Annotated in this window: 10 protein-coding genes; 8 read left to right on the top strand and 2 right to left on the bottom strand. The window is 67.7% G+C overall.

What is annotated here, in order from left to right; genetic code table 11:
- Positions 1 to 8: 8 nt before the first annotated feature.
- Together NYE40_RS13025 and NYE40_RS13020 are read left to right on the top strand one after the other, a co-directional pair.
- A complete protein-coding gene (locus tag NYE40_RS13025) occupies positions 9 to 290 on the top strand; it encodes a DUF1294 domain-containing protein (RefSeq protein WP_101809196.1) in 282 nt (93 codons plus the stop codon).
- Positions 291 to 983: 693 nt separating this feature from the next.
- Positions 984 to 1,241: a hypothetical protein gene (locus NYE40_RS13020; protein ID WP_101809195.1), complete on the top strand. Its 258-nt coding sequence runs from the start codon at positions 984 to 986 to the stop codon at positions 1,239 to 1,241.
- Between the two features lie 122 nt (positions 1,242 to 1,363).
- On the opposite strand, the gene NYE40_RS13015 is transcribed toward NYE40_RS13020, so the two are convergent.
- A complete protein-coding gene (locus NYE40_RS13015) occupies positions 1,364 to 3,421 on the bottom strand; it encodes a sensor histidine kinase (RefSeq protein ID WP_339278544.1) in 2,058 nt (685 codons plus the stop codon).
- A complete protein-coding gene (locus tag NYE40_RS13010) occupies positions 3,418 to 4,173 on the bottom strand; it encodes a response regulator transcription factor (RefSeq protein ID WP_228551525.1) in 756 nt (251 codons plus the stop codon). Before NYE40_RS13010 ends, NYE40_RS13015 begins: the two co-directional genes overlap by 4 nt.
- 152 nt (positions 4,174 to 4,325) lie before the next feature.
- Here NYE40_RS13010 and NYE40_RS13005 point away from each other — a divergent pair, with 152 nt between their 5' ends.
- The 6 genes from NYE40_RS13005 to NYE40_RS12980 all read left to right on the top strand — a co-directional run bounded on the left by NYE40_RS13005 (position 4,326) and on the right by NYE40_RS12980 (position 13,585).
- Positions 4,326 to 6,398, top strand: coding sequence for a UvrD-helicase domain-containing protein (locus tag NYE40_RS13005; RefSeq protein ID WP_153783705.1), 2,073 nt, complete (start codon positions 4,326 to 4,328; stop codon positions 6,396 to 6,398).
- 161 nt (positions 6,399 to 6,559) lie between these two features.
- Positions 6,560 to 7,414 (top strand): EcsC family protein, encoded by an 855-nt coding sequence (locus NYE40_RS13000; RefSeq protein ID WP_052332915.1) that lies wholly within the window; start codon positions 6,560 to 6,562, stop codon positions 7,412 to 7,414.
- A gap of 4 nt (positions 7,415 to 7,418) precedes the next feature.
- Entirely contained in the window at positions 7,419 to 8,678 is a 1,260-nt protein-coding gene (locus NYE40_RS12995) for a nitric oxide synthase oxygenase (RefSeq protein ID WP_339278543.1), read from the top strand.
- A 232-nt stretch (positions 8,679 to 8,910) separates the two neighbouring features.
- Positions 8,911 to 11,763 carry a hydrogen gas-evolving membrane-bound hydrogenase subunit E gene (mbhE, locus tag NYE40_RS12990; protein ID WP_339278542.1) on the top strand — a complete coding sequence of 951 codons (2,853 nt, stop codon included), beginning with the start codon at positions 8,911 to 8,913 and terminating at the stop codon, positions 11,761 to 11,763.
- Positions 11,764 to 12,102, top strand: coding sequence for a Na(+)/H(+) antiporter subunit C (locus NYE40_RS12985; RefSeq protein WP_028597333.1), 339 nt, complete (start codon positions 11,764 to 11,766; stop codon positions 12,100 to 12,102).
- Complete coding sequence (locus NYE40_RS12980) at positions 12,095 to 13,585, top strand: Na+/H+ antiporter subunit D (protein WP_339278541.1); 1,491 nt, start codon at positions 12,095 to 12,097, stop codon at positions 13,583 to 13,585. Before NYE40_RS12985 ends, NYE40_RS12980 begins: the two co-directional genes overlap by 8 nt.
- Positions 13,586 to 13,587: the final 2 nt, after the last annotated feature.

Here is a 13,587-nt window from a genome sequence, read left to right as displayed (position 1 = left end):
ATGGTCGGATGAATGGATGGCAAGGCGCGGTCCTGCTTTATGCGGCGGCCATGAGCGTCTACGCGTTCGCGCTGTTCGGCATCGACAAAAAGGCGGCGCGGAAGTCCCGGCGGCGCATACCGGAAAAAAGGCTGTTTGCCGCAGGCTTCCTCGGGGGCGGCATCGGGGCTTGGATCGGCATGTCCGCATGGCGGCACAAGACGAAGCATGCCTCCTTCCGCATCGGCGTGCCGCTGCTCGCTGTCTGGAGCGTTGCAGCGCTTGGCGCGCTGGTTTGGCTCGTCCGCTGATTGAAGGTGCAGGAGCAAGGTTGGCCTGTCTCGTCCGCAGCTTGACGGTGCAGGAGCAAGAATGGCCTGTCTCGTCCGCAGCTTGACGGTGCAGGAACAAAAAAAAGCGAGCTGCCCTGTCGGGGCGGCTCGCTTTTGTCGTTGTTAGAGATCACGCCTTTTTAGGCTTGCATTCTAGTCCGCTGCGCGAGGGCAGGCAAGGTCGACTCTCTGGTTGAGCCGATGCGCCGGAGCTGCGCTGCGCGAAAAAACCGAGTAACTCGCGTTCGGAGGAGGTGGACCGGGGGGAGTTACGCGGAAAAACCGAGCAACTGGAGAGCGGAGGAGGCAGACCGAGGGGAGCTGCGCGGAAAAACCGAGCAACTGGAGTGCGGAGGAGTCAGACCGAGGGGAGTTGCGCGGAAAAACCGAGCAACTGGCGCACGGGGAAGGCAAACCGAGGGGAGCTGCGCGGAAAAACCGAGCAACTGGAGTGCGGAGGAGTCAGACCGAGGGGAAGTTAGCGCGACCAATCGGCTCCGCATTGCTTGTTGCCGGAAGTGAAAGGGAGCGGGAGCTTACGACTCAGCCAGCCATGACGGTATATCCGGCAAGCGATGACCGGGTCATGAAGGAAATAGGCTCCCCGCCGCTGGGACGGCGCATGACGCTGTGAGATGCTGGAGAGGAACATGACCGCTAGGAGGTTCCTCCATGAATCAATGCGACAATCGGCGGCTGGCGCTCGACATTGCCTACGGCTTGGCCTGCGAAGGACGGGCGCTGTCGAACGGCTTGCCGAAGCGGCTGCTGGACCGGGCAGTCTGGCATGCCCGGGCAGCGAGCCATCCCGCCGGCAGGCTGCCGAAAGGCAAGCGGCTGCCTTGGCGCATGCTGTATTGGATCGCGCGGCTGGCCGGCACCGAACGCCGGCTGCGGCGCGCTTATTCCCGACCGGGGTTGCCAGACTAGACGTCCCCAGCGCCGTGACCGCCCGTTTTGCGGAAACGGCCGATTGAGCTGCCTTGACCGCCTCATAGTCGGCGTCTCAGGCATCGGTCTCCTTTGCCTGATGCTGCGGCGACGGCCGCCCCTCACCCCGCCTCGTCGGCGTCGCTGCCTGCTGCCGCTCCGCAGTCGAGCGGCATGCGGAGCGACAGCGCCGCTTCGCCCGGCTGCGCCTCCAGACGCAGCCGCCCGCCGAGGCGCTCCGCTTCTTCCCGCAGCCTCCGCAGTCCGAAGCCCTCCGCCGCTTCGGGCCGCGGAGGCTGTCCGTCGTTGCGCAGCTCGAACGAGAGCATGCCGCCGTCCGCCGCGACGCGGCAGCGGAAGCGGCTCGCGGCGCCATGGCGCAGGCCGTTCGTCAGCCCCTCCCGAGCCGCTCGAACGAGCAGCGAGGTCAGCTCCCGCGGCAGCGGGGGCATAGGGCGCAGCTCCAGGCTGACGACGATGCCGGCATTCGCCTCGGCGTCGGCGAACAGCCGCTCGAGCGCCGGCGCGAGCCGCAGCTCCTCGTCCTCCTCGCGCATCGCGCGCACCGACGCGCGGATTTCGTCCAAGCCTTTGCGTACGAGCGATTGGGCAAGGCGGGCTTTGTCCAGCCCTTCGTTGCGCTGCCGCTCCAGCAGCAGGATGGACGCCTCAAGCTGGACGATAGAGGCGGTCAGCGTATGCCCGACATGATCATGCAGCTCCTGGGAGATGCGGGAGCGCTCTGCCAGGATGCCGTCCTTGATGCGGTCGCGCTCCAGCAGCTCCTCGTTCTGCTGCTCCAGCACCCGCTGATACTCGAGCCTCAGCCGCTTCTCGCGCAGCAGCAGGACGAGCCCGATGCAGCAGATGAGCACAAAGACGGCGATCAGCACGAGCTGGCGCAGCACGATCAGCGCGATATCGGAGAGGGAGTTCTCCAGCCAGACCGAGACCGACGGCATCGCGACCGCGATCCGGTCGGCGGCGACGCTGAGCAGCAGCGCGACGAGCCCCGTCCGCAGCCAGGCGAGCTCGCCGCTCCTGAGGCCGAATTCCCAGCGCAGCGCATGCAGATACCACGGCGTGGACAGCAGGATGAAGGCGAACGTGGCTTCGGTCAGCGTCCGATACAGGTACGGACTCGTCAGCGACAGGACGGCGCTTGCGATCGCAAGCGCTCCGAACAGCATCGTCAGCTTGCGGAACCGGCTCCGTCCGGCTCCGGCCAGGTGGCCGAGCAAGCCTGCGATCGCGCAAGCCATGAGCGGATTGCTGATGCCGTTGAAGTACGAGAAGCGGCTCGTGGCGGCGAGCACATAGAAGAGCGACGAGCCGAACAAGGCGGAATAGCCGGAGACAAACGTGATGGCGCCGAAATACAGGTAAAGCGAACTGCGGGAGACGAGCAGCCAGGCGATGCCGGAAAAGACGGCAAGCATCCCGTAGCAAGCCGCCATCGCGAAGCGGACGGAGTCCGCGCGCAGCGCGTAGTCGAGCAGCCGCTCCGCCGGCGCGGCGGCGATGCCGCCGAGGGCGAGCGAGCCGGGAGAGGCGGGCTCGATCTCGAGCTGGAGCAGCCGTCCTTGGGGGCGGAGCGGCAGCTCCGCCGCCCGCCAGCGGTCGGCGAGCGGCGCCTGCTCCGGCAGCGGGCCGTAGTCCGCCAGCGGCTGCCCGTCCAGCGTAACGCGGAACGCGCCCGGCTGGCGGAAAAAGAGGCGGTAGCTCCGCGGCTGGTCCAGCGCGTCCGGCAGCGTCCTCCGCACGATGAACCGCTCCGCCGCCTCGCCGGGCAGGCGCATGTCCGAGCCGCCGGAGGCGGCGTGGAGCTGCCCGGCGCCATCTCTGTCCGCCCCGCCGCTGCGGTCCTCGGCTCTTGTCGTTGTCGCCTCGCCTCGTGCCGCACCATCGCGATCACTCTCGCCGTCCGCCAAGCCCCGTGCCGCCAAGCCCCCTGCCGCCTGGATCTCGCCCTCGGCCAGCAGCCGCTCGGCCCGATCCAGCCGAATCCAGCGGCCGTCTGCGGCGAGCAGCTCCCAGCGCTCCGGCAAGCTGAGCGTGAACATCTCCGCCGGCCGCGCGACGCCCGGCTGCAGCGGCACCAAATAGAGCACGGCCGTAGCGGCCATCGCCGTCAGCAGCAGCGCCGAGGCGAGCCGCCTTGCCAGCCGGGACGCCTTCATTCGCGGCTCTCCGCGAGCCATTCGCCGAGCGCGATCGCGGCGACGGTGCGGTCGCGCGTGCCGAGCTTGGCGTACAGGCCGCTGACGTAATTTTTGACCGTGCCCTCGCTCATGAACAGGCGGGCGGCGATGTCCTTGTTGGCGCAGCCTGCGGCGAGCAGCGCGGCGACCTCGCGCTCCTTGGCCCCGAGCTGCAGCCGTCCGGCGCGGGCGCGGCTCGCGCCGATCAGCCCCTGGGCGGCCGCTCCGGCCGATTTCAGCCGGGCAGCCAGCCGTCCGGCGACGGAGGAGGGCAGCATGTAGGAGCCGTCCGCCGCTTGCCGGATCGCCTCGGCGAGCCGCTCGCCGGGGATGTCCTTGAGCAGGAAGCCGGCCGCTCCGGCGGCGAGCGCCTCGATGATGTAGTCGTCCTCCTCGAACGTCGTCAGCATGAGCACGACCGTGCCGGGCAGCGCTTGCTTGATGCGGCGCGCGGACTCGATGCCGTCCATGACCGGCATGCGGATGTCCATCAGCACGACCTGCGGCTTCAGCCGCACGGCCAGCTCCAGCGCCTCGGCGCCGTCCGCCGCCGCGCCCGTCACCGTCATGTCGTCCCGCAGCCCCAGAATCGTGCTCAGCCCGTCCCTCATCAGCTTCTGGTCGTCCGCCAGCAGCACCTCGATCATCGCTTCCGCCACCCCTTCGTCGCCTTCGTCGGCTTTTCCAGCCTCATCCATTCGAGTATACGAGCCGCGTTTCCGACCGGGCAAGCCTCCCCCTCCAAAAAGAGGACGCAGGAACCAGCCCGCCGTGACCAAGTCATGCCGCCGGATTCCCTTCATGCCGCTATTGCAGGCGCAAGCGGCGCTATGGTATAGTGTTCTTTCGCTTTTCATTGGAATCCCTTAGGAGGTAACTGACCATGAGCGCTCAAAGTGCCTATCAAGCGGAAGAAACGCGGCTCGCGGAAGCCGTGGAGGACATCAAGGGCCAGCTCGGAGGCATCGGCCCGCGCTATACCGGAGACGACTTCACCGAGCAGATGCTCGACCTGCAGCGCGAGGAGCGCCGCCAGCGGCTCGAGATCGCCCGCAAGGAAGCTTATTTCGGCCGGATCGACTTTCAAGAGGAAGGCAAGCCGGCGCCGCTGCCGCTGTACATCGGCAAGGCCGGCGTCGCCCGCGCAGGCTCGGACGAGCTGCTCGTCATCGATTGGCGGGCGCCCGTCGCGAGCCTGTTCTATTCCTTCAGCGGGGGCGAGGCTCCGGTAACCTACGACTCGCCGGACGGCGAGATCGGCGGCACGGTACATCTCAAGCGCAACCTGATGGTCCGGCAAAAGGAGCTGCTGCGGCTCGTCGACAGCTTCGTGCGCGGGCAGGAGGAGGACGCCGTCACCGACGAGTTCCTGCTGTACCGGCTCGGAGAGAGCAAGGACAACAAGCTGCGCGACATCGTCTCGACGATCCAGCAGGAGCAGGACAAGATCATCCGCGCGGACAAGAACCTGGCGCTGTTCATCCAGGGCGTGGCCGGCTCGGGAAAAACGACGGTCGCGCTGCACCGGCTCGCGTTCCTGCTCTACCAGTACGCCGGCCGCATCCGTTCGGAACGGATGATCATCTTCGCGCCGAACCGCATGTTCCTCGACTATATCAGCGGCGTGCTGCCGGAGCTCGGCGTCGGGGACATCGTGCAGACGACGTTCGCCGACTGGGCGATCGAGCTGCTGGAGCGCGAGGTGATGCTGCGCTCGCCGGTAGAGACGCTCGCCTATTGGTTCGAGCAGCCTCATGCGGAGGAGGAATACGCCGCCGCCTCCGGCCGGCTCAAGGGCAGCGCGGCGTTCAAGGAAGCGCTCGACGGCCGGCTCGCGGAGCTGGAGGCTTCGCTGCTGCCGGCCGAGCCGTTCGAGCCGCTGCCGGGCTTCAAGCTGACCGTCGCCAAGATGAAGGAATGGCATGAAACGGATTACGGCGAGGAGTCGATCATGCGCCGCAGGGAGCGGCTCGTCAGCCGCGTCAAGCGCTGGCTCGAGTCGGAGCTCAAGCAGCGGGGCGTCGCCGACAAAAAGCTGCGCTCGAAGGCGATGGCCAAGCTGAACGCCTTTTCCAAACGGATCCCCGCCTACAGCGCTCCGCAGCTGTACCGCAAGCTGCTGGAGGGCAAGAGCGGGGCGCAGCTGCTGCCCGCGCCGCTCGCCAAGGCGACGGCGGCCCGCCTCAAGCAAGGAGAAGCGGAGGCGGAGGACCTCGCTCCGCTCGTCTACCTGCATATCCGCCTGCACGGCCTCGGCCGGCCGTTCTACGACCATATCGTCATCGACGAGGCGCAGGACTACTCGCCGTTCCAGCTCGAGGCGCTCCGCCTCTGCCAGCAGCAGCCGTCGATGACGGTGCTCGGCGACCTGCAGCAGGGCATCCATGCCTATGCCGGCATCTCCGACTGGAGCGAGCTGAGCGGACGGTTCGACGAGGGCAGCGCCGGTTATTTCGAGCTGGACCGCAGCTACCGCTCGACGACGGAGATCATCGACTTCGCCAATCTGGTCCTCGCGGGCATGGGCAGCGCGGTCAAGCCGGCCGTGCCGGTGTTCCGCAGCGGCGATCCCGTCGTGCTGGAGCGCGTCTCCGCCGACGGCTGGGCGCCCAGGCTGGCCGCGGTTGTCGCGGACTGGCAGCGCGAAGGCCGCTTCCAGACGATCGCCGTCATCGGCCGCACCGAGCGCGAGTGCGCGGACATCCATGCGGCGCTGGAGTCGGCGGGCATCGAGGCGGCGCTCGTCCATGCTCGCCAGCCCGCTTACGGCGGCGGCCTGACGGTCGTGCCGGCCTATCTGTCCAAAGGGCTGGAATTCGACGCCGTGCTCGTCGCCGACGCGAGCGCCGAGGCTTACGGAGCGGCGGACGCCAAGCTGCTGTACGTCGCCTGCACGAGGGCGCTGCATCGGCTCGGACTGCTCCATCGCGGAGAGCCGGCCGTCCTGCTCGGCTGAAAAAGGGACAGAATCGGGCATACAGGGTAATACGCGGTAAAGCCGGCTCGTCCGGAACCGCGCCCGATGCGGCTGCGTATTGCACGGCAGCGCACGGACCGCGCGGCCATGGCGGAACAGCCGGGCCGGCGGCAGGCGATCCCGAAGGAGGAAGACGACGCATGGAGACAGATCGAGACACGAGCGAAGTACAGGAGGAGCGGCCGGCGGGCCGGATGGAGTCGCGAGAGCAGCTGCAGGCGGCGCTGGCGGAAATCGAGCGATGGGAAAAGGATCAGAAGAACCTGATGATCTGGGACCGGATGGCGCGGCTGCCGTTCAAGCTGCTCGACCGGCTGACGCCGAAAATCGTGCACGAGAAGCTCGGCCTGGCGCTCGACGAGCTGGGCGGCTACATCCAGAACGGCGGCAAGTATCTCGTCGCCGGACGGAAGGTCGGGGAGCTGCTGCGGTCCGCGGACCGCAGCCAGGGCGGAAGCGGCGACGGACCTTACCCGCTGGCCGCGATGAATGCGGCAGCGGCCCAGCTCGCCGAGGAACGCACGCGATTCGCGACCGCGCAGGGCGCGACGACCGGCTTCGGCGGCCTCTTCACGCTGGCGATCGACGTGCCTGCGGTGCTCGGCCTGTCGCTCAAGGCGATTCAGGAAATCGCGCTCAGCTACGGCTACGACCCGACGCTCAAGGAGGAGCGCGTCTTCACGGTCAAGGTCATGCAGTTCGCATCCTCGGATATTGTCGGGAAACGTGCTATTCTGGAAGAGATGATGCAGAGCGCCGCGGATGGAGGCAAGGCGGCCGGCGAGGCCGTCTCCCGCATCCAGGGCTGGCGCGAGGTGATCGCCGTCTACCGGGACAACTGGGGCTGGAAGAAGCTGCTCCAGGCCGTGCCGGTCGCCGGACTCGTGTTCGGGGCGTTCATCAATCGCGGCATGCTCCAGAACGTGACGGAATCCGCGATCATGCTCTATCGCAAGCGGCGCATTACCGAAAGGCTGGCAGAAAGCGGGGAATGACAGCATGAACGGCGGCAGCAGCCGAAGGGAGGAGCAGGCGGAAGCCTGGCTCCGCCAGTTCGGCATGGAGAACGGATGGGAAGAGGAGCGCCTGGCGGCGCGGATAGAAGCAGTCCGGGCGGCGATCGGCCGCGGAGAAGCATACGAGCCCTCGGCGGAAGAGCTCGTCTGGGGAGCGCGCGTCGCCTGGCGCAACAACAGCCGCTGCATCGGGCGCCTGTTCTGGCAGACGCTCGACGTGATCGACGCGCGCGGCGTACGGACCGAGGAAGAAGCGGCGGGGGCGCTGCTGCGGCATCTGGAGACGGCCGCGAACGGCGGGCGCATCCGCCCGGTCATGACGGTGTTCCCAAGCGCGGATTCCGGCGCGGACATCCGCGTCTGGAACCACCAGCTGCTTCGCTACGCCGGCTATCCCGCCGCCGGGCCGGGAGAGCAGCGCCGCGGCGATCCGGCATCGGATGCGTTCACGGCGCTTTGCCTGGAGCTCGGCTGGCGGGGGACGGGCGGCGACTTCGACCTGCTGCCGCTCGTCGTCAGCGCGGGCGGAGGCGAGCCGCGCTGGTTCCCGATCCCGGCGCATCTGACGCCGGAGGTGGCGATCGAGCATCCCGAGCATGAGGGCATCGGGCGGCTCGGCCTGCGCTGGTACGCCGTGCCGATCATTTCCGACATGGCGCTGGAGATCGGAGGGACCGTTTATCCGGCCGCTCCGTTCAACGGCTGGTACATGGAGACGGAGATCGGCGCGCGCAACTTCGGGGATCCGGGCCGCTATGACCGGATCGCCGCCGTCGCCGACGCGCTCGGACTCGACCGCAGCAGCAACACGACGCTCTGGAAGGACCGCGCGATCGTAGAGCTCAACATTGCCGTGCTGCATTCGTTCCGCAAGGCAGGCGTCAGCATCGTCGACCATCATACGGCTGCCGACCAGTTCGTCCGCTTCCAGCGGCAGGAGGCGGAGCGCGGCCGCGAGACGAGCGCCCGCTGGTCCTGGCTGATCCCGCCGCTGTCGCCTTCGCTGACGCCGGTCTGGCATGATGCCGGGATGCGCGAGCTGGAGCTGTCGCCGCGCCTGCTGCCGCAGGACAAGCCGGCCCGGCTGGAGCGGCTGGAGCGGCAATGCCGGAGCGGCTTCGGAGCCGCGGCCGCCTCCGGAGCGGCGGGCTGCCCGGCTGGAGCGGCGCATGCCGGCGCTTCCGCGGGAGCGGGCGCGGGCGTCTCCGGGGCCGCCCGCTGTCCGTTCGGGGCGAGCAGCTGAGCGGCCTCGCTCAAAAACGGTTGACACGCTGCGCTGGAATTCGATACAATATTCCTACTGCCTAACTTGTTTATACCGGAAAATACGATACGTTCTATCGGAGGAGCCTGCCACCAGCGGGCTCTTTTTGTCATTTTCCGGGTAAAGGGGGCTATCGGCCTGTTTTTTCGGGCGCATCAGGAAATACTGGAAGGAATGCCAAGCGTCATTCCGAACGTAAGGAGGCTCTATCTTGCCATTGCTTCATGTCCTTTTGCTTCTCCCTTTCCTGCTGGCGGCCGCGCTTCCTTGGCTGAGCCGGCTCGCGCCTAGGCTGCACGCGGGCTGGATCGCCCTCGCCGGCCCGCTTCTGCTGCTCGCGGGCTTCCTTCGGCTGCGGACCGCCGGGGATGGCGCGCCGCTTTCCGCCTCCATGCCGTGGATGCCGAGCCTCGGCGTCAATCTCGAGCTTCGGCTCGACGGCCTGGCGATGCTGTTCGCCTTGCTCATCAGCGGCATCGGAGCGCTTGTCGTGCTCTATTCGATCTTTTACCTGGACCGCCGCCGCGAGGCGGTCGGCCGCTTCTACGCCTGCCTGCTGCTGTTCATGGGAGCGATGCTCGGCGTCGTGCTGTCGGATCATCTGATCGTCCTCTACGGGTTCTGGGAGCTGACGAGCGTCAGCTCGTTCCTGCTCATCGCCTTCTGGCATCGACGGCAGGCTTCGCTGGACGGCGCGCTCAAATCGCTGCTCGTGACCGGCATGGGCGGACTCGCGATGCTGGCCGGCTTCCTGCTGCTCGGCATCGCCGGGGACAGCCTGCGCGTCTCGGAGCTGATCGGCTCGGCGGAGGCGCTCGCCGCCAGCCCGCTGCTCTTGCCGGCGATGGGGCTCATCCTGCTCGGCGTATTCACCAAGTCGGCCCAGTTCCCGTTCCACATCTGGCTGCCGGACGCGATGGAAGCGCCGACGCCGGTCAGCGCCTACCTGCACTCCGCGACGATGGTCAAGGCCGGCCTCTACCTGGCCGCGCGGCTGACGCCGCTGTTCGCCGGCCAGCAGCTCTGGTACGGCTCGCTCACGGCAGTCGGCCTCGCCACGCTCGTCTACGGCAGCTTCCGCGCGATCAAGCAGACCGACCTGAAGGCGCTGCTCGCCTATTCGACGATCAGCCAGCTCGGCCTCGTGACGGCGCTGATCGGGCTCGGCTCGGTCTATCCGGCCGGCTCGGCCTCGCCTTACGCCGCTTACGGAGCGGCCGCAGCCGCGGCCGGGCTGCTGCATCTGCTCAACCATGCGGCGTTCAAGGGCGCGCTGTTCATGACGGCGGGCATCGTCGACCACGAGACCGGCACGCGCGACCTGCGGCGGCTCGGCGGCTTGATCCGGTTCATGCCCGTCACGTTCGCGGTCTCGCTCGCGGCGTCGCTGTCGATGGCCGGCGTGCCGCCGCTGGGCGGCTTCCTCAGCAAGGAGCTGTTTTTCGGCTCGGCGCTGAACGCCTATCGGGCGGGCGAGGGGAGCCTGGCCGCGCTGCTCGTGCCGGCCGTCGCCTGGACGGCCAGCGCGTTCACCTTCGTCTACAGCGGCATCTTCGCCTGGCGCACGTTCGGCGGACCGGCGCGCGAGACGCGGGAGGCCGCCGTCCATGAGCCGTCCTGGGGCTTGCTGGCGCCGCCGCTCGTGCTCGCCGCCGCGGCGCTGCTGCTCGGCCTGGCTCCGGCGCTGGTGGCGCCGGGGCTGCTGCAGCCGGCGCTGCTGTCGATGCATCCCGCGGCGCCGGACGCTTACGGCGAGCTTGCCCTATGGCATGGCGTCACGCCGGAGCTGCTGCTGACGGCCGCCGTATTCGCCGTCGGCGGCCTGCTGCTGTACGCCGCGCCGCGCTGGGCGCCGCTGCACCGGACCATCCGGCTGCCCCTGAGCTGGAACGGCATGTACGAGCGCCTGCTGCGCGGACTCGACGCCGGCTCGGAAAAGCTGACAGCCGCATACATGGACGGAGGGATGCGCCGCAGCGCCGGCTACATCTTCGTCGTGCTGGCCGCGTTCCTGGCCATCGCGGCCGCCTTGGCCGGAGACATTTCGGTCGTCCTGTCCGGCATGGCGCCGGTGACGCTGTTCGAGGGCATCGCCGTGCTCGCGCTGATCGCGGCCACGCTCGCCGTTCCGTTCGCGCAGTCGCGGATGATGGCGATCATCCTGACCGGCACGGTCGGCTATATGGTCGTGCTGTTCTTCGTCCTGTTCCGCGCGCCGGACCTGGCGCTGACGCAGATGATCGTCGAGACGGTATCCGTCACGCTGTTCCTGCTCTGCTTCTATCATCTGCCGGCGCTCAAGCGGGAGCGCGTCGCCCGCCGGACGAAGCTGGCCAGCGGCCTGATCGCCGGCGCGGCCGGCCTCGCCATGACGCTGGTCGCGCTCGGCGCGCTCTCGGACCGGAAGTTCGGCTCGATCTCCGACTTTTATCTCCGCAACAGCTACGAGCTGGCCGGAGGCAAAAATGTCGTGAACGTCATCCTGGTCGACTTCCGCGGCTTCGATACGATGCTCGAAATCGTCGTGCTCGGCATCGCCTCCTACGCGATCTATGCGATCATCCGGCTCAAATGGCCGGGCGAGGCGGAGGAGGAGGGCAGCGGCTTGCGGGAAAGCGAGTTCCGCCTCGTCTACGAGGACGCGCGCAGCAACGACGTCATCCTGCAGACGCTGGCCAAGGTCATCCTGTTCCTCATCCTGACGTTCTCGCTCTACCTGCTGTTCGCCGGACACCATCAGCCGGGCGGCGGCTTCATCGGAGCGCTCATGACCGCCTCGGCGCTCGTGCTCATGAGCATCGCGTTCGGCGTGCGCACGATCCGCAAGGCGCTGCCGGTCGACTTCCGCATCGTCAGCGCCTGCGGCATCTCGCTCGCGCTGCTGACCGGCATCGGCTCGTTCGCCTTCGGCAAGCCGTTCCTGAGCCATGCGTTCGGCTACGCGCAGCTGCCGTTTTTCGGCCAGAACGAGCTGGCGACCGCCGTGCTGTTCGATCTGGGCGTCTACTTCAACGTCGTCGGCATCACGATGACGATCATTCTGGCGATCGGGAGGGACAAATAAATGGAGCTGCTGCTCGCGCTCGCCGTCGGCGCCCTGTTCGGCGTCGGCGTCTACATGATCCTGGCCCGCAGCCTGCTGCGCGTCATCCTCGGCCTGTCGCTGCTGACGCATAGCGTCCATCTGCTGCTGCTGACGATGTCCGGCCTCAAGCGCGGAGCGGCGCCGCTGCTCGGCGAGCATGCCGAGCGCTACGTCGACCCGCTGCCGCAGGCGCTCATCCTGACGTCGATCGTCATCAGCTTCGGCGTCACGTCGCTCTACTTCGTCCTCGCCTACAAGGCGTACAAATCCATCGGCACCGACGATACCGAGCAGCTCAGGAGGGAAGCGAATGACTAATCTTGTCGTGCTGCCGCTGCTGCTGCCGCTATGCACGGCCGTGCTGCTGCTCTTCTTCAAGGAAAAGGTGATCCTGCAGCGCTTGATCAGCGCCGCCGGCATCGCCGCGACAGCGGCGGCCAGCGCGCTCCTGCTCGCGAGGGCGGGCTCGGACGGCATGCAGACGCTGGCGATGGGCGGCTGGGCCGCGCCGTTCGGCATCGTCTTCGCCGCCGATTTTTTCGCCGCGCTGCTCGTGACCGCCGCCAGTGTCACGACCGGCTTCTGCCTCGCCTATGCGATGGGGACGGTCGGACCGGAGCGGGAAAAGTTCTATTTCTACCCGTTCCTGAATTTCCTGCTCGCCGGGGTGAACGGCTCGTTCCTGACCGGCGACCTGTTCAACCTGTTCGTCTGCTTCGAGGTGATGCTCATCTCCTCGTACGCGCTGCTCGTGCTGGGCGGCACGAAGCGGCAGCTGAAGGCGACGCTCGGCTACATGCTCGTCAATATCGTCTCCTCGACGCTGTTCGTGGCCGGCGTCGCCTACCTGTACGGGATGATCGGCACGCTCAACATGGCGCAGCTGTCGGCCCGCATCGCCGAGGCCGGCTCCGGCGGCATGCTGGACGTCCTGTCGGTGTTCTTTCTGATCGTGTTCTCGCTCAAAGCCGGCCTGTTCCTGTTCTTCTGGCTGCCGGAGGCGTACGAGGCGCCGCCGGCGGCCGTCTCCGCGCTGTTCGCCGCGCTGCTCACCAAGGTCGGGCTGTACGCGCTCATCCGCACGTTCACGCTCATCTTCCCCGCCGGGCACGGATTCGCCGCGCAGGAGTGGATCGCCTGGATGGCCGGAGCGACGATGCTGCTCGGAGCGGCCGGAGCGCTCGCGAGCAAGGACGTCATGCGCATCCTGAACTACAACATCGTCATCAGCGTCGGCTTCCTCGCCTTCGGGCTGGCGGTCTCCGGCGAAAAATCGCTGCAGGGCGCCGTCTTTTACCTGATCCACGACATGGCTGTCAAGGCGCTGCTGTTCCTGCTCGCCGGGATGATGATCCGCGCGGCCGGCACCGGCCGCCTGGACGAGATGGGGGGACTGATCGGGCGGCTACCGCTCGTCGGCTGGATGTTCCTCGTCGCCTCGCTCGCTGCCGCCGGCATTCCGCCGCTCAGCGGCTTCGGCGGCAAGCTGCTGCTCGTGCAAGGCGGCTTGGAGGCCGGCTCGCATCTGCTCGCCGGCATCTCGCTGGCGACGAGCCTCGTCGTCCTGTATACGCTCGTGCGGCTGTTCATGCGGGCTTTCTGGGGAGAAGCGCCGGCGTCGTTGCCGATTCCGGCGGAGGAGGCCCGCGTTTCGAGGGCTCATACCGCTTGCGCCGCGGCGCTCTGCCTGCTCGTCGTGCTCATGGGCCTCGGCTCGGAGTGGATGGTCCAGGCATCCGCGGAGGCGGCGCGCACGCTCGTCTCGCCGTCCGACTATATCGACGCCGTGTGGAAGGAGTGAGC

The sequence above is a fragment of the Paenibacillus sp. FSL W8-1187 genome, assembly GCF_037965485.1.
Lineage (GTDB): Bacteria > Bacillota > Bacilli > Paenibacillales > Paenibacillaceae > Paenibacillus_O > Paenibacillus_O pasadenensis.
Note: the sequence above shows the minus strand (reverse complement) of the source record. Positions and strands in the feature narration are given on the sequence as shown.